General features: G+C 62.6%; 22 protein-coding genes and 2 pseudogenes. 12 read left to right on the top strand and 12 right to left on the bottom strand.

Features of this window, described 5'->3' with window-relative positions; all coding sequences use genetic code 11:
- Window positions 1-98: 98 nt before the first annotated feature.
- Genes ACIGGE_RS05555 through cueR form a run of 4 tightly spaced genes read left to right on the top strand, consistent with a single transcriptional unit; the run spans window position 99 to window position 4253 of the window.
- A complete protein-coding gene (locus tag ACIGGE_RS05555) occupies window positions 99-803 on the top strand; it encodes an NAD(P)-dependent oxidoreductase (RefSeq protein WP_397489933.1) in 705 nt (234 codons plus the stop codon).
- 28 nt (window positions 804-831) lie between these two features.
- Complete coding sequence (locus ACIGGE_RS05550) at window positions 832-1260, top strand: MBL fold metallo-hydrolase (protein WP_397489660.1); 429 nt, start codon at window positions 832-834, stop codon at window positions 1258-1260.
- Window positions 1261-1312: 52 nt separating this feature from the next.
- Window positions 1313-3784 (top strand): heavy metal translocating P-type ATPase, encoded by a 2472-nt coding sequence (locus ACIGGE_RS05545; RefSeq protein ID WP_067674551.1) that lies wholly within the window; start codon window positions 1313-1315, stop codon window positions 3782-3784.
- Window positions 3785-3800: 16 nt separating this feature from the next.
- Entirely contained in the window at window positions 3801-4253 is a 453-nt protein-coding gene (gene cueR / locus ACIGGE_RS05540; protein WP_067674553.1) for a Cu(I)-responsive transcriptional regulator, read from the top strand.
- Between the two features lie 43 nt (window positions 4254-4296).
- On the opposite strand, the gene ACIGGE_RS05535 is transcribed toward cueR, so the two are convergent.
- On the bottom strand, window positions 4297-5226 hold the full coding sequence (locus tag ACIGGE_RS05535; protein WP_264155092.1) for a YeiH family protein: 930 nt from the start codon (window positions 5224-5226) through the stop codon (window positions 4297-4299).
- Window positions 5227-5496: 270 nt separating this feature from the next.
- On the opposite strand from ACIGGE_RS05535, the pseudogene ACIGGE_RS05530 reads away from it, so the two are divergent.
- Window positions 5497-6365, top strand: a pseudogene (locus ACIGGE_RS05530) (LysR substrate-binding domain-containing protein).
- 62 nt (window positions 6366-6427) lie between these two features.
- Here the strand turns inward: ACIGGE_RS05530 and ACIGGE_RS05525 are convergent.
- Both ACIGGE_RS05525 and ACIGGE_RS05520 read right to left on the bottom strand, forming a co-directional pair.
- A complete protein-coding gene (locus ACIGGE_RS05525) occupies window positions 6428-7351 on the bottom strand; it encodes a DMT family transporter (RefSeq protein ID WP_397489659.1) in 924 nt (307 codons plus the stop codon).
- A gap of 38 nt (window positions 7352-7389) precedes the next feature.
- Entirely contained in the window at window positions 7390-9072 is a 1683-nt protein-coding gene (locus tag ACIGGE_RS05520; protein ID WP_067674557.1) for a tetratricopeptide repeat protein, read from the bottom strand.
- A 94-nt stretch (window positions 9073-9166) separates the two neighbouring features.
- Here ACIGGE_RS05520 and ACIGGE_RS05515 point away from each other — a divergent pair, with 94 nt between their 5' ends.
- The 3 genes from ACIGGE_RS05515 (at window position 9167) to ACIGGE_RS05505 (ending at window position 11413) form a co-directional block, all read left to right on the top strand.
- Window positions 9167-9988: a helix-turn-helix transcriptional regulator gene (locus ACIGGE_RS05515; RefSeq protein ID WP_067674561.1), complete on the top strand. Its 822-nt coding sequence runs from the start codon at window positions 9167-9169 to the stop codon at window positions 9986-9988.
- Window positions 9989-10067: 79 nt separating this feature from the next.
- On the top strand, window positions 10068-11066 hold the full coding sequence (locus tag ACIGGE_RS05510; RefSeq protein ID WP_067674564.1) for a cation diffusion facilitator family transporter: 999 nt from the start codon (window positions 10068-10070) through the stop codon (window positions 11064-11066).
- A gap of 149 nt (window positions 11067-11215) precedes the next feature.
- Window positions 11216-11413 (top strand): heavy-metal-associated domain-containing protein, encoded by a 198-nt coding sequence (locus tag ACIGGE_RS05505; protein ID WP_067674567.1) that lies wholly within the window; start codon window positions 11216-11218, stop codon window positions 11411-11413.
- A gap of 36 nt (window positions 11414-11449) precedes the next feature.
- Here the strand turns inward: ACIGGE_RS05505 and ACIGGE_RS05500 are convergent.
- Window positions 11450-11686, bottom strand: a pseudogene (locus ACIGGE_RS05500) (IS6 family transposase); the annotation flags it as partial.
- 52 nt (window positions 11687-11738) lie between these two features.
- Between ACIGGE_RS05500 and ACIGGE_RS05495 the strand changes: the two are divergent.
- From ACIGGE_RS05495 to ACIGGE_RS05485, 3 genes are read left to right on the top strand one after another with little or no spacing between them, the layout of a single operon-like run.
- Window positions 11739-12335, top strand: coding sequence for a multicopper oxidase domain-containing protein (locus ACIGGE_RS05495; protein ID WP_397489658.1), 597 nt, complete (start codon window positions 11739-11741; stop codon window positions 12333-12335).
- 13 nt (window positions 12336-12348) lie between these two features.
- Window positions 12349-14688: a heavy metal translocating P-type ATPase gene (locus ACIGGE_RS05490; RefSeq protein ID WP_067674573.1), complete on the top strand. Its 2340-nt coding sequence runs from the start codon at window positions 12349-12351 to the stop codon at window positions 14686-14688.
- Window positions 14689-14717: 29 nt separating this feature from the next.
- Window positions 14718-15209 carry a hypothetical protein gene (locus tag ACIGGE_RS05485; RefSeq protein WP_230782967.1) on the top strand — a complete coding sequence of 164 codons (492 nt, stop codon included), beginning with the start codon at window positions 14718-14720 and terminating at the stop codon, window positions 15207-15209.
- Window positions 15210-15226: 17 nt separating this feature from the next.
- Here the strand turns inward: ACIGGE_RS05485 and ACIGGE_RS05480 are convergent, their stop codons facing one another.
- Both ACIGGE_RS05480 and ACIGGE_RS05475 read right to left on the bottom strand, forming a co-directional pair.
- Window positions 15227-17179 (bottom strand): cytochrome c/FTR1 family iron permease, encoded by a 1953-nt coding sequence (locus ACIGGE_RS05480; protein WP_067674575.1) that lies wholly within the window; start codon window positions 17177-17179, stop codon window positions 15227-15229.
- Between the two features lie 96 nt (window positions 17180-17275).
- Complete coding sequence (locus tag ACIGGE_RS05475) at window positions 17276-17893, bottom strand: cation transporter (protein WP_010240550.1); 618 nt, start codon at window positions 17891-17893, stop codon at window positions 17276-17278.
- Between the two features lie 75 nt (window positions 17894-17968).
- Between ACIGGE_RS05475 and ACIGGE_RS05470 the strand changes: the two genes are divergently transcribed.
- The gene (locus ACIGGE_RS05470) at window positions 17969-18367 is read left to right on the top strand and encodes a helix-turn-helix domain-containing protein (protein ID WP_060703638.1); all 399 of its coding nucleotides are present in this window, start codon (window positions 17969-17971) and stop codon (window positions 18365-18367) included.
- Between the two features lie 137 nt (window positions 18368-18504).
- Here ACIGGE_RS05470 and ACIGGE_RS05465 read toward each other — a convergent pair whose 3' ends face one another.
- The 6 genes from ACIGGE_RS05465 to ACIGGE_RS05440 form a co-directional block, all read right to left on the bottom strand.
- Window positions 18505-19899, bottom strand: coding sequence for an aldehyde dehydrogenase family protein (locus ACIGGE_RS05465; protein WP_067674581.1), 1395 nt, complete (start codon window positions 19897-19899; stop codon window positions 18505-18507).
- Window positions 19896-21536, bottom strand: coding sequence for an acetolactate synthase large subunit (locus ACIGGE_RS05460; protein WP_067674584.1), 1641 nt, complete (start codon window positions 21534-21536; stop codon window positions 19896-19898). Before ACIGGE_RS05460 ends, ACIGGE_RS05465 begins: the two co-directional genes overlap by 4 nt.
- 92 nt (window positions 21537-21628) lie before the next feature.
- Window positions 21629-22588 (bottom strand): cation diffusion facilitator family transporter, encoded by a 960-nt coding sequence (locus tag ACIGGE_RS05455; RefSeq protein WP_050775921.1) that lies wholly within the window; start codon window positions 22586-22588, stop codon window positions 21629-21631.
- Window positions 22588-23457 (bottom strand): hypothetical protein, encoded by an 870-nt coding sequence (locus ACIGGE_RS05450; RefSeq protein WP_156492843.1) that lies wholly within the window; start codon window positions 23455-23457, stop codon window positions 22588-22590. Before ACIGGE_RS05450 ends, ACIGGE_RS05455 begins: the two co-directional genes overlap by 1 nt.
- Window positions 23454-24083 carry a cation transporter gene (locus ACIGGE_RS05445; protein WP_054522854.1) on the bottom strand — a complete coding sequence of 210 codons (630 nt, stop codon included), beginning with the start codon at window positions 24081-24083 and terminating at the stop codon, window positions 23454-23456. The genes ACIGGE_RS05450 and ACIGGE_RS05445 overlap by 4 nt, the downstream gene beginning before the upstream one ends.
- The gene (locus tag ACIGGE_RS05440; protein ID WP_054522855.1) at window positions 24080-24451 is read right to left on the bottom strand and encodes an STAS/SEC14 domain-containing protein; all 372 of its coding nucleotides are present in this window, start codon (window positions 24449-24451) and stop codon (window positions 24080-24082) included. Before ACIGGE_RS05440 ends, ACIGGE_RS05445 begins: the two co-directional genes overlap by 4 nt.
- Window positions 24452-24457: the final 6 nt, after the last annotated feature.

Genomic DNA, 24457 nt, shown 5'->3' with positions numbered 1-24457 from the left:
GCGGGCGCCAGCGTCCGGCGGTGCCCGCTCCATGATCACGATCGGCCCGGCACGCGCCGCCGAATTCATAATGAGGTACGACAGTGGAAGCTGATCCTGTGACCGATGCAGCCCCCCTTGCGGTCTTCGGTGCTGGAGGAAAGACCGGCACGGAAATATTGCGCCATGCGGTTCGCAAGGGCATCGAAGTTCGAGCGTTCGAGCACACCTTGCCCGAACCATCGGACCGGGTCGACAATGTCGAGTACTTCCAGTGCGATGTACTCAATGACGACTTCAGCAGCGAGCTCGAAGGTTGCCGTGCGGTCATTTCCGCGCTCGGTGTAGGGTTCAGTCCATCGACGGCGATCTATCCGCCTTCGCTTTACACGGAGGGAACCCGCAAGCTGGTGGAAGCGATGTCGACGACCGGTATGTCCCGGATCGTGGTGATATCGGCGGCGTTTGTAGAGCCGCAGCCCAGCGTTCCTGCATGGTTCGAGCTCACAGCAAGATCAGCCTTGCACAATATTCTCGAACAGATGCGCGCCATGGAAGATCTCCTAGAGCGCGCGAAAGGCCTAGAATGGACGGCCGCGCGACCAGGCTGGCTCCTGGACGAACCTTATACCGGTGAAGCCGTCATTGCCGACGAGCGCCTTGTCGAGGGTTGCTTTCGTTGCAGGCACGCCGACCTCGCGGCAGCCATGCTCGAATTCGTCTGCGAGAACACCTGGATCAACGCCAAGCCCGCTATCGCCCGGCCAGAAGAAGACCGCTTCGAGAACGTCTCGGCGCTCAAAGCCGAACTCGGGATCGACTAGATCGACGCGGGCTCGCGGAAACACCTAAATGACGAGGCAAAACATGCTGCTCGAGAAGATAAAGACCCCCGGTCTCTCCCACCTTTCCTATCTGATCGGTTCGCAGGGAAAGGCAGCCGTCATCGATCCGCGCCGCGACTGCGAGATCTATGTCGAGCGCGCCCGCGTGGAAGGGTTGGAGATCACGCATATTTTCGAAACGCACAGAAATGAGGATCTCATCACGGGATCGCCGGTATTGGCCAAAATGACCGGCGCCCGCGTTCTGCATGGTCCAAGCCCTGCGGATGAGATTGTTTTCGCCGACACCGCGCGAGAAGGCGACGCTTTCGAGATCGGGAAGTTGCGGATTTCGGTGCTCGAAACCCCCGGGCATACCGACGATGGCTCTGGTGCAAACTCTGGCGCATTCGCCAAGATTGCAACAGAGCCATATAATCCCTTGACCTTCCCATGATTGGAAGGTCCATTTGATACGTCGATCAAGTTCCAAGATGAGGAAGTGAGCGATGTTAGCGGTCAGGGATTTTACGGAGTCGAGTGATTCCACCATCGATCTGGCGATCGACGGCATGACCTGCGCCTCGTGTGTCGGTCGCGTCGAGCGTGCGCTGAAGGCGGTTCCCGGCGTCACCGACGCCAGTGTCAATCTGGCGACCGAACATGCCAGTGTCCGGTCAAACGGGGCGGTGGTCCATGCTGAGCTGGTCAAGGCGGTTGAGGCCGCCGGCTACGCGGTGCCCGCCGAAACGGTGGAGCTGGTCGTTCAGGGCATGACCTGCGCGTCCTGCGTTGGCCGTGTCGAGCGCGCCTTGAACGCCGTCCCCGGAGTTGCGAGCGCCACCGTCAACCTCGCCACCGAGCGCGCAACCGTTCGCGGCACGGCCGATCTGGCGGCGCTGATCGCCGCCGTCGCGGGTGCTGGCTATGAGGCCAAGCCCGTGGCGGCCCGCGCCGCTTCCGACGACGAGGCGGCCGAGCGCAAGGACGCCGAACGCCGCGAGCTGAAGCGCGATCTGATCCTCGCGACGATCCTCGCGCTACCGGTATTCCTGATGGAGATGGGCTCTCACCTCATCCCGGGCGTGCACATGGCGATTGCTGAAACCATCGGGATGCAGACGAGCTGGTATATCCAGTTCGCGCTGACGACGCTTGTGCTCGCCGTCCCCGGCCTGCGCTTCTACCGCAAGGGCATCCCCGCGCTGCTGCGGGCCGCACCCGACATGAACTCGCTGGTGTCGGTCGGCACGCTCGCCGCCTACGCCTATTCGCTGGTCGCGACCTTCGCGCCCGGCTTGCTCCCCGCCGGCACGGTCAACGTCTATTATGAGGCGGCAGCGGTGATCGTCGCGCTGGTGCTGCTCGGTCGCTTCCTCGAAGCGCGTGCCAAGGGCCGGACGTCCGAGGCGATCAAGCGCCTCGTCGGCCTTCAGGCCAAGACCGCGCGTGTGCGCCGAGGCGACACTGTGGTCGAAATCGCAGTTTCCGAGGTCGCTGAGGGCGACGTGATCGAGGTGCGCCCCGGCGAGCGCATCCCCGTCGACGGCGAGGTGATCGAAGGAACGAGCTTCGTCGACGAGTCGATGATTACCGGCGAGCCGATCCCGGTCGCCAAGGTGGCCGGTGCCGCGCTGGTCGGCGGCACCGTCAACCAGCAGGGCGCGCTCGCCTTCCGCGCCACCGCCGTCGGCGAGGCGACGATGCTGGCGCAGATCATCCGCATGGTTGAGCAGGCGCAGGGCTCCAAGCTCCCGATCCAGGCGCTGGTCGACAAGGTGACGATGTATTTCGTGCCGGCGGTCATGGCGGTCGCCGCGCTCACCTTTGCCGCCTGGCTGGTGTTCGGGCCGTCGCCCGCGCTCACCTTCGCGCTGGTCAATGCGGTCGCGGTGCTCATTATCGCCTGCCCGTGCGCCATGGGCCTCGCCACGCCCACCGCGATCATGGTCGGAACGGGGCGCGGCGCAGAGCTGGGCATCCTCTTCCGCAAGGGCGAGGCGCTGCAATTGCTGCGTGAGGCCAAGGTGGTGGCGGTCGACAAGACCGGCACGCTGACCGAAGGCCGCCCGGCGCTGACCGACTTCGAGGTGACGATCGGCTTTGATCGCGCCCGCGTGCTGGGCCAGATCGCAGCCGTCGAAGCGAAGTCCGAGCACCCTATCGCCCGCGCCATCGTCAACGCCGCGAGCGCCGAGGGTATAGACTTGCCGCAGGTTCGCCACTTCGAGTCGATCACCGGCTTCGGCGTCCATGCTGAGGTCGGGGATGCGTGGATCGATATCGGAGCCGATCGCTACATGGCGCAGATTGGCGTTGATGCGGGCGGCTTCGCCGCAACCGCGGACCGGCTTGGCGACGAGGGTAAGTCGCCGCTCTACGCGGCCGTGAACGGAGAGCTGGCGGCGATCATCGCAGTCGCGGACCCGATCAAGGAAACAACCCCTGCCGCCATCGCCGCGCTCCATGCGCTCGGGCTCAAGGTCGCGATGATTACCGGCGACAATGCCCGCACTGCGCAGGCGATCGGCCGCCAGCTCGGCATTGACGAAGTGGTCGCCGAAGTGCTGCCCGACGGCAAGGTCAAGGCGGTCCGTCGTCTCAAGGCCGAGCATGGCCGGCTCGCTTTCATCGGCGACGGCATCAACGATGCGCCAGCACTCGCCGAAGCCGACGTCGGCATCGCGGTCGGCACCGGCACCGATGTCGCGATTGAGGCGGCCGACGTCGTGCTGATGTCGGGCCACCTGAATGGCGTCGCTACCGCCATCGCGCTGTCACGCGCGACAATCGGCAACATCCGCCAGAACCTGTTCTGGGCGTTCGCCTACAATACCGCGCTGATCCCGGTCGCAGCCGGTGCGCTCTACCCTTTGTGGGGCGTGCTGCTCTCGCCGGTGTTCGCCGCCGGCGCTATGGCGATGTCGAGTGTGTTCGTGCTTGGCAACTCGCTGCGGCTGCGCCGCTTCCAACCACGCTGAAGCGAGGACACACGCGATGAACATAGGACAGGCAGCGAAGGCATCGGGCGTCTCTTCCAAGATGATCCGCTATTACGAGACGACCGGCCTTATCCCGAAGGCCGAGCGCAGGGACTCAGGCTATCGTGTCTACTCTCCGGCCGACGTCCACATGTTGCGCTTTATCCGGCGAGCGCGCGATCTCGGCTTCTCGGTCGCGGAAATCAACGACTTGCTCAGCCTATGGCGCGATCAGTCGCGCCACAGCGCGGACGTAAAGCGTATTGCAGAGAAGCACGTCGCCGACCTTCACGATCGGATTTCAGCAATGAAGCAGATGGCCGACACGTTGAAAGGGCTCGTCGATAGCTGTGCGGGCGACGACCGCCCCGAGTGCCCGATCCTTGCCGATCTCGAAGAGCCGGCCGATGGAAATGAATTGCGTTCGCCGACCGCTGCTGGCCTCCGGAATTTCAGCGGCCGAAAGTAAGGCATCGCTCTGAAACGCTGCAGGCCGCACTTGTTTGCCCGGCTCAAACGAGATGCAGCACCATAAGCAACGCCAGGCTAATTCCGCCAAGGCCAAGCAGGGAGAAGATCACTACAGCCGTGACTCTTCCGCCCGCCTTGGCGACGGTGCGAACGTCCACGCCTAGCCCGAGCGCGGCCATGGATACGACGGTGAGCATTGTGGCGATGCGACCGATCGGCGCGACGGCGGCAGTCGGCACCAGCCCCAGCGAGCGGCAGCCCCCCAGCGCGAGAAACCCAATGATGAACCACGGCACCAGGTGGGCCAGGTCGGGCCGCTTGGCCGTAGGCTCGCCCGCGACGAACTCACGATCGGGCACCATCTGCGGCGCAAGGCGCGGCGCTATCAGCGACAGAGTGAGGCACACCGGGCCGAGCATCAGCACGCGCACCAGCTTGACCAGCGTGCCCGCCTGCACGGCCGCCGCACCCAGCGGCGAGGCCGCCGCGATCACCTGCGGGACCGCATAGACGGTGAGCCCGGCGAACGCGCCAAAGGCAAGCCCGTTCATGCCGAGCGCGATGCCCAGGAGCGGCAGGCCGAGAACGACCGCGACGCCAAGCACGGCGGTGAACGCGATGGACGCGGCCACGTCGTCGCTGTCCGCGCCAATCACCGGGGCAACGGCCGCTATGGCCGAGTTACCGCAGATCGCGTTGCCGCAGGCGATCAGCAACGCGATGCGTGCCGGCAGCCCGAGCAACCGGCCGATCGCAAAGCTGAATAGAATCGCGCCCGTCACCACGCCCGCGATCCCCACAAGGAGCGGCAGTCCCGCCGCAAGAATGGTCGCGGCGCTGACCGAAGCGCCCAGCAGGACCACGGCCACTTCCAGCAGGTATTTGGCGCTGAACGATATGCCATCATGCCATGTGTCGCCCGGCGTCCACAGGCTTCGCACGCCGGTGCCGATCAAGATGGCGAGCACCACGCCTCCAGCCACGCCTTACCCGCCAGGGCGCGCTCGCCCGCCTCCAGGGCATAGGCTGCCCCGGTCACGGCAAGGCAGAGGCCGATGCCGGGCAGCAGGGCGGAGCTTTTCCTACTTCGGTGGACCGAGGTTACAAGGCGATGAGGGGCGAGACTGGCCACGGCGAAATTCCTTCCGCCGGCTGATCTACGCCTTGCCGATTAATCGCTCCAACGCTGCTTCATTGTTGTTTCAATCGTCAATCATGATTGATTGCCCTATGGTCCGATTATGACTCTTGAGCAGCTCCGCATCTTCGTTGGCGTTGCCGAACGCGAGCATATGACGGCGGCGGCGCGAGCCCTGAACGTAACGCAGTCGGCGGCATCGGCGGCCATTGCCGCGCTGGAAGAAAGGCATGCGGTCAAGCTGTTCCACCGCGTCGGGCGCGGCATCAAGCTCACTGAGGCGGGCCAAATGTTTTGGTCGAGGCGCGCGGCGTCCTCGCGCGCGCAAGCGCGGCCGAGACGGTGCTGGACGAGTTTGGCGGCCTGAAGCGGGGTACGCTCCGCGTCGTCGCAAGCCAGACCATCGCTGCCTATTGGTTACCGCCGATCCTGGCGGCGTTCCGCGAACGCTACCCCATGCTCGATGTCGAGCTGGCGATCGGCAACACCGAGCAGGCGGCTGCTCGCGTCCATGACGGTGAGGCTGACTTCGGCATCGTCGAGGGGCAGGTTGACGATCCTGCGCTGGCGCACTGGCCGATCGGCGAAGATCGGCTGCTGCTCGTTGGAGGCGATCCGTTTGATGACGCCTGCATCGATGCAGCATGGCTGCGCCGCGCCCGGTGGGTACGGCGCGAGTCAGGATCGGGGACGCGATCGACGTTGGATCGCTACCTGCTCGGGCTCGGCATCGATCCCGATACGCTCGACGTTGTGCTGACTATGCCGTCGAACGAGAGCGTCCGAACCGCGGTGGAAGCGGGTGCCGGCGTTGCCGTCCTGTCGGCGCTGGTGGTTACGCCCGCCATCAAGTCGGGCACATTGCACGCCGCCCCGATCGCGTTCGAGCCCCGCCGCTTTTTCGGGCTGCGTCACAAGGAACGCTACCGCACCAAAGCCGCAGACGCCCTGCTGGCGCTGATCGGCTCATAGCAGCAGCACGGCCCCGGCGCCGGGGACCAATCTTCAACGGTCCCGGCCGCTGGCTGATTGGCCTAGACCAGTCTCCTGATCCGCCGCGGACCACCAGCGAGTGTCAGCCCAACGCCGGCGCAGCAGACGAGGAGGAACAGCAAGACGAGGGCGCTGGGCGGGCCTTTCGAGGCCAAGGCCCACTCTCCGGTCCGGATCAGGAACGGCACCGCAAGCGACAGCGCCGCCGTGAACAGCGGTCCTCGCCGCCGGATGAGTTCGTGCAGCAGGATGAACACCGGGGCGGTCAGCGCTACGCCCAGCACCGCGAGTTCGGCCAGATCGGCAAGAGCGAGGCCACTGAGCCGCGCGGAGCTGATGGCGAGGATTGTCAGCATGATCGCGCCCGCACCTGAAACGGCGGGCAGCGCCGCCATTGTGGGCAGGTCCGAAAGATGCTTCTGGTAGAGATAGCCGTAAACGGCATAGGCGAAGGTGCCGCCGAGCGCGAGCAGGCCGCCGGCTATCGTTGCGCCGTCGAATGGGCGAACCCCGGGCCCACTCCCCTGGCCGTCCACCAGCACATAGCCAACCGCCCCCGACAGGGCGAGCATCGTGCCCAGAACCTTGCCGCGCGTGGCGGGCTCGCCAAAAGCGACCATGCCGATCGCGAACGTCATGCTGGGGAGCAGGGACGTAATCAACCCGACCCGCGATGCGCCGATAAGGCCCGTCCCCAACATTGTCCCGGCGTAGTAGGCGAAGAAGCCGAGGAACCCCAGCAGCAAGATGGTCCTGCCCCGACCAAGCACCGCGCGCATCTGCGTGCGCTCCTGCCAACGCGACAGGGCAATCGCTGTGAGCACAAGAAAGCTACCTGCGGTCCTTCCGGCCGCGACGACAAGGGGCGGCACGCGGGCGACGAGATGACCGGCCAGGAGCCAACTCGCCGCCAGCATTGCGACCAGTGCGATCGAAAGCACAACGTCGGACCCGCGATGACGCATGGTGGTCGCCTGCGAGTCCGACGACGCGGTATCGCGCTTCAGCAAGTCGAGCGGCCGCCCTCGAAGGCGGTCAGCCGGCAAAAGCACGACGCGGCTATCTTGACGTCGGCCGACGCCACCGCGACGTCGCATTGCAGGGCGATGTCCCTGGCCTCGTCATGGCGGCCGAGCTGGGTAAGGCACTCGTGGAGGCCATGCAGGCTCCAGACGTTGTTCGGCCTAATCCGACGCCGCCCGAGCTTACGGGTCAGTCCCAGATCGATGCGGTATGCCGCGACCGCTTCCTCCAACCGGCCCTGCTCGATCGACAGCGCGCTATAGGCATGGCGGATGGGCTGGAGCCATCCCGGCGGATCGCCGTAGGGCAGGGCATCCTCCAGCGCGATTCCCTGCCGCAACAGGTCGAACGCCAGATCGATGTTGCCCTTGCGGTATTCCAGCTCGCCCTCCAGCATCTTGGCGGCGACCTTCTGAACGTCGACCTGTTTTATGGCGAGGTTGTTCAGCCGACTCTCGGGCACACGGGCCGCCGCTTCAAGGAACTGGTCCCGGGCCGCTTCGGCTTCGGGAATGCGGCGTAGGGCGGAATAGGCGATACCCTTGGCGTAGTGGATCATCGTTGTCGTCGAGCAATAGAGGTACTGATCCTCCGGCATATCAAGCGCAATGATGTCGGTCCAGCGGCCAAAGCGGATGAGCGCGTGAGGCAGCATGGCGCCGGCGCTCTCGCAGAAATCCGCCATGGGCGGCTGCGACGTGTTCAAAAAGTCCGGAGTGATGACCCGGTTCAGGCGATGCGCCATGTCCAAGGCGACACGGGATTTTCCCGCCATCATCGCGCCATAGGTGCCGACCATCAGATTGTGGGCGCGATAATAGGTGCACCAGGCGCCCGGGGTCTCGACGCGCGCGAAATACCGGTCATCGGCCGCCGCTGCATCGATGTTGGAATCGACCACGCGCCGCCAATCACCGCAGGCATTGTCGATGTGGGTCGACATATGGGCCAGATGCGACCCGTCTGGCGAAAGCCGCCGCAGGTCGTCGGCGGCGCGCAGCGCCACTTCCGGATAGGGCGACATTTCCATGAGGTGAATATAAAGGTGGTTGAGGACCGGATGGCGGTGGCCGCCCGGGCGGTCCAGAGCGTCCTCGATCACCCCGCGCGCCTCGACCGTGCCGTAGCCGATGGGCTCGCCGCTATCGAGATCCCAGAGCGCGCGCGGGCTGACGCACATCAAGGCGTCGCCGAACAGTGCCGCCGCGTCCAGGTCCTCCGGATAGGTGTGATAAACCTTCCGCATGGCCTCGGCATAAGCGAGGTTGAGGGCGTGGAACGCTTCCGGGTCTCGCGTCGACGCCGCCGGAAACCGTGGCGCGAGAGCGGCGATCAGGTCGCGCTCGAACGCCGTCGCGTTGACGGCAGCTTCCTGTGCTCTTTGCAAAGCGCCGTGGGCGACATCGAGCACGCGCGCCATGTCCTCGGGATCGAAGAAGCGCCACGCCTTGTTGTAATTGGGCCCCGACGCGAACGCGATGCCCCAATGCGCCATCGCGCACTGCGGATCATACTCAACGGCCTTTTCGAAGCATCGGACCGCTTCTTCGGGGTTGAAGATATAGGTCCACAGCAAGCCACGGTCGAACCAGAGCTGTGCCTCAGGTGAGTTGGTCGTCACCTGCCGGCGGTAGTCGCCGATGTCGAAATATGCGTCAGCCATACAAACTCCTACTGTGTGGTCCGAGGCATAGGGGCTTTGCATTTGAATTTCTCGCGCGCATGATCCAACTTCTGTCGCGAAAAGGTCAAATCGTTTGGATCGCCTCCCATCCCACCCGGTCGCCGTCCTCAGTCTGGACCTCGACAGCTTCGAGAGCGCGCCGCACACCCACCCACAGGCGCAGCTCATCTATGCTATCAGCGGCGTCGTCACGGTAACGACCGATGAGGGAACCTGGGTGGTCCCGCCGAACCGGGCGGTCTGGATGCCCGCCGGGGTGAAGCACGACGCGAAAAGCCACCGCGCCGTGCAGTTTCGCACCCTGCTTATTGATCAGTCTGACCTCGCCCTGCCCGACGTGTGCAGAGTGGTGGAAGTGACGCCGCTGCTGCGCGAGCTGATCCTTCGCCTCGCCGCTTTGGAAGAAACTCCGGAAGGCGAGGACTTCCGCGCCAGCCTGACCCACCTCCTGCGCCTCGAATTGTCGTTTTTACCGCTCGAGCCGCTGTCTTTGCCGGCACCGCGGCATGCGGGCCTTGCCCGCTTTTGCGAGCGCGTCCGCATGGACCTGGCGCACACGGTTTCGCTGGAGGATGCCGCCGAAGCGCTCTACATGAGCCGATCGAGCTTCATGCGACTGTTCCAGCGCGAAACCGGGCTGAGCTTCGCGCACTGGCTCAAGCAGGCCCGGCTGCTGGAAGCGCTGTCGCTGCTGGCGGAAGGCAGGCCGGTGCTGGATGTGGCGCTCACTTGCGGATACGAAAGCCCAAGCGCCTTTTCCGCAATGTTCCGGCGTTCGCTGGGACGATCGCCGAGCGCCTATTTCGCGGGGGCAGGAAGGACTATCGGCACCGGCACCGATAGTGTGATCGAGACGGCCGACGTTCAGCCGATCCTGCGCGGTCGGACGCTATGAAACGACCGTTTGACCTTACCATGATGGGAAGCCCGATACGCGCTGGCCAACGATGCGATTTACAAGAAGGGCCGGCGAAATGGCGCACGCACATAATCATGACCACGACCACGACCACGACCACGATCACACGCCAACGATCACGCGCGACAATGAGCGCAAGGTACTGCTCTCTTTCGGGCTGATTGCCACCTTTATGGTGGTCGAGGTGGTGGGTGGCCTCATGTCAGGGTCGCTCGCGCTGCTGGCCGACGCCGGCCATATGCTCACGGATGCAGCGGCGCTCGCGCTCGCCTATGCCGCGTTCCGGTTCGGTCAGCGCGCGGCGGATGCGCGCCGCACCTTCGGCTATCTGCGGTTCGAAGTGGTCGCCGGCCTCGTGAACGCGCTGCTGCTGTTCGCGATCGTGGGATGGATCGCTTACGAAGCGTGGGAGCGCTTCCAGCAGCCCGCGCCCGTGCTCGCCGGCCCCATGTTCGGCGTAGCGATTGCCGGGCTCCTCGTGAACGTCCTCGTTTTCTGGATTTTGACGCGTGGGGATAGCGAGCATGTCAACATCAAGGGTGCAGCGCTTCACGTCATGGGCGACCTTCTGGGGTCGGTGGGCGCCGTGGTTGCTGCGCTCGTGATCTACGCCACCGGGTGGACGCCGATCGATCCGATCCTGTCGGTCCTCGTTTCGCTGCTCGTGCTGCGCAGCGCGTGGAAGCTGGCGGCGAAGTCCCTGCACATCCTGCTCGAAGGGGCGCCTGATGGTGCGACGCCGGACATGATCGAGCGGCATCTGATCGAGCGGGTGCCCGGCATCGCTAAGGTCAGCCATGTCCACGTCTGGTCGATCACCTCGGGCCGCGTGCTGGCGACGCTTCACGTCCGCCCCGGCAATGATGCCGATGCACGCGCCGTCGTTCAGGCCGTCGAGCGCACGCTGCGCGCCGATTTCGAGATCGAGCACGCAACGGTCGCGGTCGACTGGAATGAAGGTGCCGACAGTTGCAGCCTTGCGCCCGACGCACCTCTGTCCCGTGATAAGGCGCACAGCCATGAGCACGGCGGGCACACTCATTTGGCGGCTTAGATCGGCCAAGTGTCGAGCGCTCATGCTGTCATGGGGCTCGCGTCGAAACGGTCGGCGGTTCGTCGATTTTTCGTCGAACCGCCCCTTGACTTTCCAACGGTGGCAAGCCCCATCTCCTTCTCAACGACGCCAATCGAAGGAGTAAAGTCATGCAATTTGCCCTCCAGAACATGAGCTGCGGATCGTGCGTGCGCCACATCAACCAGGCGCTCGCCGCCGTCGATCCCGGCGCCAAGGTCGAGGCCGATACGGTCAGCCGCAAGATCACCGTCGATACCAAAGCCAGCCAAGGCGATGTAGAAAAGGCGCTGGCAGACGCCGGCTATCCGGCCACAGCTCTGCAATAAGCGTCATTGGCGGCTCTGTTGCAAAGATCCTCCGCAAGTCTCATCGAGGCGCCAGCTCGGATCAAAACCACGCCGCCAGAACCAGCGGAGTCGTTTCTCCATCTCCGGCGCGTAGCGCTGCACCCAACGATAGATAGTCGTATGATCGACATCGATCCCACGCTCAGCCAACATTTCCGCGAGATCACGATAGCTGATGCCGTATCGACAATACCAGCGCACCGCCCATAGGATGACCTCTCCGGTGAAGTGCCGCCCCTTGAAATCGTTCATCGCAACCGATCCTGCCAATCCAGCAGCCCAATCTTGGCGAATGCGCCAGAGTTTGCAACAGAGCCGTCCGGCTAACGCCATGGACATGATGGGCGGACAAGGCGGGGGTATGATGGACGGCGGAATGATGGGAAACCGGGCCGATCGCGAGAGGCAGGGCCGCACCTTTTCGATCCTCGATATGTGCCCCTCCGGCGCGGGGACTCCAGTAACGCTCCCGCCCATCCTGGCCAAGCTTGCCGCGCCAGACCCCTCGCTTGCCGTTCGCAGCCGCCGCTTCGTACTCGATATGGGCATGATGGGTCGGGGCATGTCGATCAACGGCGAGACCATGGACATGGATGTCATCAACCAGCGCGTACCGGTAGGTCAGTGGGAAATATGGGAAATCGCCAACGCATCGATGATGGCCCATCCCTTTCACATTCATAATGTGCAGTTCCGCTTGCTCGACCGGGACGGCCGGCCTCCGCGGGCGGAAGAGGCAGGTTTCAAGGACACCGTCATCGTCAATCCGCGTGAACAGGTCCGGCTGCTGCTGCGGTTCGAAGAGAATACCGATCCCGACACTCCCTACATGTATCACTGTCATATCCTCGAGCACGAGGACGCAGGCATGATGGGGCAGTTCGTGGTCACGGCCAATTAGGGGAGAACGACAAATGAGCGATGGGCACAATGCGATCGAGGGCACTGCGACCGACCCCGTTTGCGGAATGAGCGTGAAGATGGACGGCGCCCGCTTCGTCGATCGACACAAGGGTGGCGACCATTACTTCTGCTCCTCGCGCTGCCTCGACAAGTTCCGCGCGGATCCGGAGATGTATCTTTCGAAGGTGCACCTCGATGCTGTCGAGGATGTCCCGGAAGGTACGATATACACCTGTCCGATGCATCCGGAGATCCGGCAGCCGGGGCCGGGCTCCTGCCCGATATGCGGGATGGCCCTCGAAGCCGAAACGGTCACCTTGAACGAGGGCCCCGATCCCGAACTCGTCGACATGCGGCGACGGTTCTGGTGGAGCGCGCTCTTCACCCTGCCGCTCTTCGCCTATGCGATGGGCGACATGATCCCGTCGCGACCGTTCGATCAGGTCATCGAACCCGCTTTCGCGCAGTGGCTGCAGCTCCTGCTGGCCACTCCGGTGGTGCTTTGGGGCGGCTGGCCCTTCTTCACCCGGGCGCTGCAATCGGTCCGGACCATGAACCTCAACATGTTCACCCTGATCGGCTTCGGCGTCGCCATCGCCTATCTGTTCAGCCTTGTGGCAACCCTCGCCCCGGACATCTTCCCCGAGGCTTTCCGCGATCATGCGGGCCGGGTCGGCGTCTATTACGAGGCCGCAGCGGTTATCACGACCCTCGTGCTGCTCGGACAGGTGCTCGAGCTCAAGGCGCGCGGATCGACATCGAGCGCCTTGCGAGCGCTTCTCGAACTCGCGCCTCCGACCGCGATGAAGATCTTCGGTCGCGGGGACGAGCGCGAAGTACCGCTCGATGAATTGACGTCGGGGGACCTGCTGCGCGTGCGTCCGGGCGACAAGGTCCCCGTCGATGGCACGCTCGAGGATGGAAGCAGCGCCATCGACGAATCCATGATCAGCGGCGAGCCCATTCCCGTCAAGAAAAGCGCGGGCGATCCCGTGATCGGAGGCACTGTCAACCAGACCGGCAGCTTCACCATGCGCGCGACGCAGGTCGGCGCGGACACCATGCTTTCGAAGATCGTGCAGATGGTCGCGGAGGCCCAGCGCAGCCGGGCACCTATCCAACGGCTCGCCGACCAGGTCACTGGATGGTTCGTACCCATCGTCGTTCTTGTCGCTATCGTGAGTTTTGTCGTCTGGGCCATCTGGGGGCCCGCACCGGCCTTTGCCTACGCACTCGTCAACGCGGTCGCCGTTCTGATCATTGCCTGTCCCTGCGCGCTTGGACTGGCAACGCCGATGTCGATCATGACCGGTACCGGCAAGGGAGCCCAGCACGGCATCCTGATCAAGAACGCCGAAGCCCTCGAAACGCTGGAAAAGATCGATACGCTGGTTGTCGACAAGACCGGCACGCTGACCCGGGGCAAGCCCGATCTTGTCGATGTAAAACCGCAGCCAGAGTTCGACGAACAGGAATTGCTGAGCCTTGTCGCTGCCGTTGAGAGAGGAAGCGAGCATCCGCTCGCCCACGCGATCGTGGAAGGGGCTCAAAACAGGGGCGCTGCCATTCTCGACGCTTCCGATATCGAGTCCGTGACCGGCGAAGGCATCCAGGCAAATGTCGACAAGCGCCGGGTCGCGATCGGGAATGAAAAGATGATGGAGCGTATAGGGGCGCTCGAAGAAGGCTGGCGGTCAACGGCGGACGAAGGCCGAAGCCTCGGACAGACGGTGATGTTCGTGGCCGTGGACGGGGCACCGGCAGGCCTTATCGCGGTCGCCGATCCGATCAAGGCAACCAGCCGCACCGCTATTGCCGCGTTGCATGAGCGCGGCATCAAGATCGTGATGCTTACCGGCGACAGCGAAGCCACCGCGCGTGCGGTAGCAAGCCAGGTCGGTATCGACGAAGTCGAAGCGAACGTCTCGCCCGAGGACAAACATCGCAAGATCGAGCAGTTGAAGAGCGAGGGTCGCCGGGTCGCTATGGCCGGCGACGGCATAAACGACGCACCCGCGCTTGCCGCTTCGCATGTCGGCATCGCGATGGGAACGGGTACCGATGTCGCGATCGAAAGCGCGGGCGTGACATTGGTGCGCGGCGACCTCGTCGGCGTTGTTCAGGCGCTCGTCCTGTCTCGGGCCACTATGCGCAACATCAGGCAGAACCTGTTCTTTGCCTTTGCGTATAATGCGCTCGGCATACCGGTCGCAGCAGGTGTCCTCTATCCATGGACCGGGTTGCTTTTGAACCCGATGATCGCGGCCGCAGCGATGAGCCTGTCTTCGGTATCGGTGATCGGCAACGCCCTGCGCCTGCGCGGCCTCGCTCTTCCCAAATTCGATACCTGAGCGATGGGGACGGGACGGAGATCGCAGGAGTGACGAATCAGACGATGCAGGATCAGGACCAAATCTCTGAGGAATCGCGCGAATGGCGCGGTGCTCATCCAGCCCTCTGGATCGCGATATTCGGAATTCTCATCGCTTTCGCCTGGGAGATGCTCCAGCTTCCTTTCTACCAGTCGGGAGGTCTGTCGCCTGCCGAGGCAGCACGTCGCTGCGGCCTGGCCTCGTTCGGCGATGCCGGGATCATGGTGGCCGCTTATCTCGGCGCCTCTGTCGGCAGTGGTAAAACGCCGTGGCTCGTAGACTGGCCGATCTCGCGTTTTGTCGTGTTCCTGGGAATCGGCCTGGCCATTACTGCCATGGTCGAAGTGCTGGCTGTCGGTGCCGACTGGGGGTGGTCCTATAGTGCAATCATGCCGCTGGTGCCCGGAACCAAAATCGGTCTCATACCGATCGCGATGTGGGTCGCGGTTCCCACAGCCTCCTTGTGGCTCGCGCGCCGTCTCGGCACCGGACCCCGCTGATCGCAAACCGGGATCACCTATCCCTCGACAGCTGCCGGCTGCGGTCCCGATGGTGATCGACTTACCCGAAATCCGGCAATCAGGGCCAGCAGCGTGAGCAATTGCGCGCCGATCGTCTCGACAGTCGGGAAGAAGCCGAGTTCGGCGAGGCGCGGCAAGCCGGCAATGAAAGTGGCGGAAAGAACTCCGGCCTCCTGGAAAGCGCCCACGCCCTTGCCCGCGAGAATGACCGCAAGGATCGCAATCAGGATAGCACTGTAGCGGAAGAACTGGGTGATCGGCAGTTTGCGGCTGTAGCGCAGCATGGCCCATGCAATGAGCGCCAGCAGCGCTACTGCGGACAAGGCACCTGCCAGTATGATGCCGCTGCTCTGCGGGTTCCACAGGGCAGCGTAGAACAGGATAGTCTCGAACGCTTCCCGGTAGACGACCACGAATGCAAGACTAAAGAGAAACCATGCCGATCCGCGCGAAAGCGCCTTGCCCATTTTTTCCTGGATATAGCGCCGCCATTCCTCGGCCTGGGATTTGCCATGCATCCAGATCCCGACCGATACGAGAATGACAGCCGCAAGCAGCGCGCCGATCCCTTCGGTCATCTCGCGGCTCGCACCGCTGATGCTCACAAAGTAGGTTGCCAGGACCCAGGTGGCGACACCTGCAAGAAGAGCAGCGATCCACCCGCCATGGACATAGGGCAGTACCTCGAAGCGGTGCGACTTTTTCACAAAGGCGATCATGGCGATCACAACCAGAAGTGCTTCGATCCCCTCGCGCAGCAGGATGGTGAACGCCCCGAGAAAGGTCGAGATTTCGCTGGCCGCCTCAGGAGCCAACGCTTCCTCGGCTCTTGCCAGCAGACTATCGATGCGAGCCCTTAGTTGCTGTAGTTCGGATGGATTCGCACCGGACTCTATTCCGGCCCGGAATTGCCCGAGCGCCTGTTCTACCTCCCGCATCAAACCGCCATCGCGCGTTGCCAGGAGGGCCTCCAGGGGTTCAAACCCGTCGAGATAGGCAGACAGGGCAAGCTGCCGCGCTTCCTCTCGGTTGCCAGCCCGATAAGCTGACAGGCTGCGATCGAGCGTATCGCGAACGAAGGCGAGCGAACCTGCGTCATTTGCCTGTCCCACCGCATCGGGATTGGCGCGAAGATAGGCCATGACGGCGAGCGCACGGTCCTCGCCGATCTGCTCGGCCAGACTTTCCGGTGTGAGCGCGGCGAGCGTCTCGAGATCGGGGACAAGCTGGCGTATGCCATCATCTTCCCGCCAAATACGCTCGCCCTTGGCCACATCTTCAAAAGCAATGCTGCCGGCATGGAATGCAAGCGCCCAGCGATCCTCGTCGGACAGCGATGCGAAGCTGGCCATGGACGTTCCTTCCAGCCCTTGCGTGATGACCTGGTAAAGCCCGAACGCACTGCGCTGCCGCGCCCGGTCGATATCGGTGAAGTCGATCGGCGGGGGATCAAGTGCCTGCATTGCGGCCGGTGGCGCACTTCCGGCGGCGCCGTGACACGAGGCGCAGTTCTGCGCGAAGAGAGTGCGGGCGCGGTCAAGGTCGGGCGCTTGCGAAGGGGCAAGCGGAACCGGGTAGGCTGTCAGCAACGAGGCTGCCAGCGCGCGCGCTAAGCGCCCAACTCGCTCGGCGGGTTCCTTATTGGCGATCAGAGCTCGCAGCTGGTCCGATCGGCGGATGAGTGCTTGATTGTCTTTAGTATCCGGCAATGCAGCGATCTGCCGCGCCACGACATCGGAAAACTCCACCATTTCGCGATATTCGAATTCGTCGGCAACACGTCCCTCGGAAACGGCGGAGGCGTAGTCGACCGCGATATAATCGAGCAGACGCCAGGTGGTTCGCACGTCGGGTTCTTCCGCGTTCGCGGTGACGGACAGACACAGCGCAAGCGCCAGCAGAATGAGCCGCAGTGCCGGATGGACGGTGGCGGAGACGATGCGATGCATGAGGGGTCTCTATATCTGTTGCAATTAATTCGCAATAGCAGGGTGTAGACGGAAATGTATTTCCTCCAACCCCCGATCGCGGGGATATTCTGGAGTTTAGGTAGAGCGCAGTTCGCCACGGGCCTGTTTGGAGACTTCGGCACTTCCCCACACCGCCAGTCCTGCCATGATGCTCGCCACAACCAGATCGGGCCACGCACGGCCGGTGCCGAAAACGCCAATCGCTGCCGCCAGCACGGCGATATTACCGATCGCGTCGTTGCGCGAACAGATCCACACCGAGCGCATGTTCGCATCGCCCGAGCGATACCGGAACAGCATCGCGGCGACGGCGAGATTTACCGCCAGAGCAAGAGAACCGATGGCGCCCATCGTTCCCGGGTCGGGCGACGCCCCGACAAAGAAACCCCAGATGGCCGAGCCGAGCACCCACAGGCCGAAAGCCAGCATGGTCGCCGCCTTTACGAGAGCCGCACGCGCGCGCCAGACGAGCGCCATCCCCGCTACACCGAGACTGATAGCATAGTTTGCCGCATCACCGAGAAAGTCGAGCGCGTCGGCCTGCAAGGCGCGCGAATCCGCAGCAATGCCTGCCACGATCTCCACGCCGAACATGATTGCATTAAGGCCCAGTGCGATCCACAGAATGCGCCGCCATGTCGGATCGTTGTTGTTTGCACCGGCCTCATCGGGGCCGCAGCAGGTCTTTCCCATTTACTCGACTCCTTGCGTCGATCCGCCCTATGCGCCTTGTAGTAACTACAAGGTCAAGCGGCAGGAGCCTTTGTCATGAGAATTGGTCAACTTGCCCGGATAACCGGCGTCAAATCCGAAACAATCCGCTTCTACGAGCGTGAGGGTATCCTCGCTGCCCCTCCACGCACGCGGGCCAATTATCGCGATTATGGACCAGCAGAGGAAGCGCGCCTTAACTTCATACGGCGCGCGCGTGATCTCGGCTTCTCCATGGCACGCATCAGGGAATTGCTCGATCTCTCCGATGATGCCGACCGGTCCTGCGCGGGCATCGACGCTCTGGCCAGAAGCCATCTCGGCGAGGTCGAGCGCAAGATCGCGAGCCTGGAGGCGTTGCGGACGGAACTTGGGCGTATGATCGCTGCCTGCGAGCAAGACACTGTAGGCGATTGCCGCATCATCGATGCACTTGCGGGTACCGCCGAGCCTTGATGTCCGCGCCTCGTGCGCCAGTTCGGTCAGGCTCGCCAATGCACGGCTTTTGTCGGCCGCCCATAAGAGACTTAACTTCGGGAAAGGCCGACGAGTGCGAAGCTGCCCGTGTCGCCATCCCGGGTCTGTCGAACGGGCTATGATGCCGCCGCAGGCCAGTTCCAGACGGCCATTTTTTCAATGCTCATATCCGCCATAGTGTAGGGGATCCCGCCGACGCCAAGCCCGGAGCGGCGCAGCCCTGCAAAAGGCATCCAGTCCACGCGGAATGCCGTATGGTCGTTCACCATCACAGCCGATCCCGCCAGAGACTGTATGCAATGATTGGCGATTGACAGCCGATCGCTGAATACAGCGGCCTGAAAGGCGTAAGGCAGGGCATTGGCCTGCTCGATAGCCAGGTCGATATCGTCATAGCCATACACGCAGATCACGGGGCCGAAGATTTCTTCCCGGGATATCTTGGCACTTTCGGGAGGATCGACAATGACGGTCGGGGAGAAAAGAGTGTCACTCAGACGGCTTCCCCCGCACACCAGGGTGCCTCCTGCTGCGATGGCTTCATCGACCCAGCGTTCGACGCGGTCAACTTCCTCCGTTCGGATCAGGGGTCCGCATTGGGTCTCAGCATCGGCGGGATCGCCCACGACCAGCTTTTCGGCAGCTCGCCTTAGGTCATGAGCGAAGTCTTTCAATTCTGCAGCAGGGACGTACACGCGCTGCACGGAAACGCAGACCTGACCCGAATGATAGAACCCGCCTTTGAGCAACGAGGCGATCACTGCTGCGCGCTCCACGCCGCTGTCCACGATTACCGGCGCCGCGCCGCCGTGCTCGAGAGCAATGCGGGTTCCCGGCGCCAGCTTCGAGCGAAGCATCCAGCCGATCTTCGCAGAACCGATGAATGAGAAGAACTCCGTGCGCGGATCGGTTACCATTCTTTCGGCAATATCGTTGCCGCAAGGTGCGAACCGGCACCAGGCCTCGGGCAGGCCGGCTTCATGAAGAATGCTCACGAAGCTCTGGCATGACAGAGGCGTTTCCAGCGCAGGCTTGATGAGAACGGGGCACCCGGCTGCTACCGCCGGTCCAACCTGATGGACGATCAGGTTGAGCGGGTGATTGAATGCCGAGATCGCCACGACAGGACCGATCGGTTCGCGGAAGGTATAGGCCGTCCTTCCCGCACCCGCTTCTGTCAGGTCCATCGGAATTTCATGGCCGCCGCCCTCACTCAGCGCCTGAACGCACAAGTCGACGCTGTTGATCGCGCGACCGGCTTCCACGCGCGCATCGACCAGCGGTTTGCCGCCCTCCCTGACGATCTGGAGAGCCAGATCCTCGGCTCGTTCGCGCATGATATCCGCAGCCCGCCGGAGGATGGCGACACGCTCGTGCACGGCAAGCCAGCCATGGCGGTCGCGGTGGAGCAACTGCGCTTCATTCAGCCATTCATCGATTTGAGCCCAGTCGACAAGCGCTACTTCTGCAATCGGCGAGCGGTCGAAGGGATTGTGAACGATCGTTTTCATAGCTCGCACACCTTTGCGCCGAGTTCGTCGATCAGCACCTTCTTGTTTTCGGAATAATCGACGGGCAGGTCGACAAGGTGCACGCCGCCAGCCTCGAATGCGGCGTTCAGGACTGAAACCAGATCCGCGCTTCGCTCGACACGGTGGCCGGTCGCTCCATAGCTTTGTGCGTAGGTGACAAAGTCGGGATTGGAAAAGGTCAGGCCGTAGTCCGGAAAGCCAAGCTGGTCCTGCTTCCAGCGGATCATCCCGTATGCTGCATCATTCAGAACGAGAACGACAAGGTTCAGTCCAAGCCTGACGGCCGTTTCCAGTTCCTGCGAGTTCATCATGAACCCGCCATCGCCGCATACCGCGAGCACTCTGCGCCCCGGCGCCAGCATCGCAGCCATCATGGCCGATGGAAGGCCCGCGCCCATCGTCGCCAATGCATTGTCGAGCAGGATGGTGCCAGGCTCGTGGGCGATGTAGTTTCTGGCGAACCAGATCTTGTAGATACCGTTGTCGAGCGCAACGATATCATCGCGCGCCATTACGCTGCGTACGTCGGCAACCACGCGCTGGGGGACCATCGGAAAACGTTCGTCGTCGCTGGTCTCGGAGATGTGCGAAGCAATCTCGTGATGCAGGGCGGTATAATAGCTGCGGTCGCACTGCAGCTTGCCATCCAGGCGGTTTCCCAGCCGCTCGACCGATCCGGCGATGTCGCCGATGACCTCGAGCTGCGGGAAGTAGACCTGATCGACTTCAGCCGCCTTGTAATTGATATGGATGACGGTCTGCCCGCCCGGCTCCATGAAGAAGGGCGGCTTCTCCACCACGTCGTGACCGATATTGACGATCAAATCGGCCTTCTCGATCGCGCAGTGAACATAATCGCCCGACGATAGCGCCGCAGTGCCCAGATAGAGCTCGCTATCTTCATCGACCACGCCTTTGCCCATCTGGGTGTCAAAGAAGGGAAAGCCCGTATCGGATACGAATTTGCGCAACGCTTTCGAAGCGCGGCGGCGGTTCGCTCCGGCACCGATCAGGAGCAATGGCCGCTCAGCCGCGATGATGCGCTCGGCCGCTTCGTCGAGCGCAGCATCTCCGGCGACCGCATAACGCCTGTAATGCGGAGGTATGACCGGTTCGATCGTTTCCTCTTCAGCGATATCTTCCGGCAGCTCGAGCAGTACAGCGCCCGGCCTTTCTTCCTGCGCCAGACGGAAACCTTCGCGAACGAGCGAGGGAATGCGATTGCCGTTCACGATCTGGGTCGAAGCCTTGCAGAGCGGCGTAAACAGGGAAACGACGTCGACAATCTGGAACTGGGCCTGTTTCGATGTCTTGATCGGTTTCTGCCCAGTAATAATGACGAGCGGAAAGGCCCCGAGCGCGGCATAGGCCGCCGGTGTGGTCAGGTTCGTGGCACCAGGCCCGAGCGTTGCCAGGCACACACCTGCCTTGCCGGTCAGGCGGCCATAGGTCGCCGCCATGAAGCCAGCGCCCTGTTCGTGACGGGCCAGAACCAGCGTGATGGCGGAAGTTCGCAGCGATTCCAGGAGATCCAGGTTCTCTTCGCCTGGAACGGCGAAAACATATTCGACGCCCTCGGCCTCGAGCGCGGCGACCATAAGATCGGAAGCTTTCATTCGTTGGTCCTCATTTTACGGGTTGCAGGGCGGTTCATGTCGTGCGCTGCCAAGCAGCTTACCCACAGCGACCGACCCGATCGCCGCGCTTGTCAATGGTCGCGGTCATGGTCGTGATGATGGTTCTTCTCGACCTGATGGTCCGGGATCATGTCGGGATCACAGTCTGCAGCGAGACAGGCTTCGAACGTTGCATGGGCGATGGCGTGCTGCGTCTCGAGCATACCGCGAGCCCGCGCCTTCACATCCTCGAAAGCCTGCAACGAAGATTCGGCAGGAACGATATGCGCCTCAAGCGCGCGATAATGCTCACTGATGCTCCAGACATGGACGTGATGGACGTCGGCCACGCCTTCTGTGTCACGCAGGTCGCTCACAATGCGATCGAACTCGCTTTCGTCCGGCACCGCACCCATCAAGAGCCGCACCGTGCGAGGCAACAAAGTGACGCCCTGCCAGATCACATAGGCAGCAATGACCACAGTGATGATCAGATCGGCAATATAAAGTTCGTATCGCAGAATGAGTACGCCAGCCACGATCACACCGACCGACGCCAGCGCATCGGACACATTGTGCAGAAAGGCGGCTTTCATGTTGAGGGAGTTCTTCGAGCTGGCGTAAACCATCACCGCCGTAACCACGTCGATCACCAGCGCTATCCCGGCGACCCAGATTACGGTCCACCCCTCAACGGGTTGAGGGTCTGCGAAACGGTTGATCGCCTCGACGAGCAGATAGAAACCGATGATAAGCAAAGTCGTCAGATTGATGAGCGCCGCCACGACTTCCGCACGAGCATAGCCGAAGGTCATAAGCTTGTCGGCTGGCCGGCGCCCGATCCGCCTCGCAAACAGAGCCAGTCCAAGCGATGCCGCGTCGCTGAAATTGTGCAGCGCATCGGCGATCAGTGCGAGCGAACCCGACAATATCCCCCCGATGATCTGGGCGACAGTCAGCAGGACGTTGAGGGCGACGGCCAATACAAGGCGGCCGTCGCTCATGCTTTCTTCGCCGTGACTGTGCCCGGCATGACCGCCCGATTGTGCCACTACCTGCCTCCTTTTTCTGTTCTCTTGGTCGTCGTAACGGACTGCGCGGGGGAATGCTGGAACGTGCTGTTCGAGACATCGAGTTCGCGCGACAGTTCTCCAAGCGCCGAGATCGCGAGGCCGAGCAGCGCGAACCCTCCGACGAATGCCAGGAGCGTAATATGATTGGCGGCGACCGATCCGGTTCCCATGCGAAGCAGCGCGCGCGCCGATGCAACTATAAGAAAGCCCGGGATAATAGCCGCTAGCCAACCTCGCCCGTTGTCGGTGAATCCGTGCAGCGCCCAAAAGGTCAAGAGAGCGATCCCGATGAAAAACAGGGAAAAGAGGACAAGTAGCGCAAGCTGGTCCATCCTGCTCACTTGGGCGGATCGGTATTCATCGATCGCCTGGCGTCCTATTTTCAGGTTCGCAAAAACAAGCGCTGCAGACACCGCCATTGCTGTCGTCGCGGATGCAGCAGCGGCAGCACCCAAGATAACGCTGTAAGGCAGGATATCGGACGCCATCGACACCGAGATGCGACGTACCAGGGTTGGCCTATCGGAGCATCGCTCAGGTCCGTCATCATCCGGTCTGAGTTTTGCGTATCGACCAAGCTCGTTGAAAATCAGAAGCAGCAGGCCGCCCGCCAGCATCAAACCAGTGAGTGTCCAGCGGGTGAGAGGAGATTGTCCCAGCGGAAGAGTTAGCAAGACGGCAAGGGCGGCAAAAGCACCCGAAACGCCGCCCGGCAGGAGCGGATGCAGGAAGCTCCAACTGCCTTTTGCCAATTTGCCGCCAATCATGACCCCGATGCCTGATAGCATCGCCAGGACAAGGACCCGCGAAAGGTCCTGCGCGGCAAACAAGGTATCGATTAGCGTCAATTCCTCTTCTCGCCGTGGACGGTTCCCGCCTCGTCGTGCACATCCATATGCGTATCGCGCAGGATCTGCACTCCGCCGTAAAGCGCTATGCAGGCGACTGCTATTCCGACCACTAGGTCGGGCCAGTTGGCACCGGTAATCAGCACAACGATGCCGGCGATGATGATCCCGCCATTGGAGATGAAGTCGTTGAAGCTGAAGGTTGTCGCCGCCCGCATATTGACGTCCTTGTTCTCCACCTTCTGCAACAGGCGCAGGCAATAGAGATTCACCAGTCCCGCGACGAACGCCATCGCCATCATCAGCATGCCGCCCGGATCGGAACCTTCCACGAACCGTCGGTAAGCATCGAAAATGACCCCAGCGGAGAAGACCAGCAGCATGATGCCGGAGAAACGCGCGGCCCCGCGTTTCCAGGTCCGCGAGCGGGTTAGCGCAAGCAGGCTGAGCGCATAAACGATTGCATCCGATGAATTATCGAGGCCGTTTGCCAACAGCGCGTTGGAATCGGCAAAATATCCGACCGCGAAGAAGCCGATCGCGATGGCGACGTTAAGCCACAGGACAACCCACAGGGTCTTGCGCTTTTCGGGCGACCCGGCATCGACCTCATGACCGCCACTCATGCTGTGTCCTCCCCGGTTCGTACCCAGCTTTCCGCATGACTACGCTGTGATGGCCGGAAGAACTTCATTTCGGCGCGGAAGAGCGAGGATGACATTTTCGTGCCCCACTCTTCCCATTTGCTGTCGCCGATTATGGCGATCCGGCCGAAGCAGTCCTTATGCCGGACGTCGAACTTGAGATCGCGCCAGAGACCTCCGAGGTCCCAGCCCGAAAAGTCAGGCGCGAGCTCGATTACCATCGGGACGGTGCCGGCCTCGCGCTCTGCGATACGTTCGAATTGGGGAACAAAGCGGTCATAGTCTTCATCCCCAAGCCTGCCTCCGGCGCGTATCCAGAGCAGTCCGTTCTCTTCCTTCAGTGCCAGCACCGTATT

The sequence above is a fragment of the Qipengyuania sp. NPDC077410 genome, assembly GCF_044543405.1.
Lineage (GTDB): Bacteria > Pseudomonadota > Alphaproteobacteria > Sphingomonadales > Sphingomonadaceae > Qipengyuania > Qipengyuania pacifica.
The sequence above is the reverse complement of the archived record's forward strand: the minus strand, read 5'-3'. Positions and strand labels throughout refer to the sequence as shown.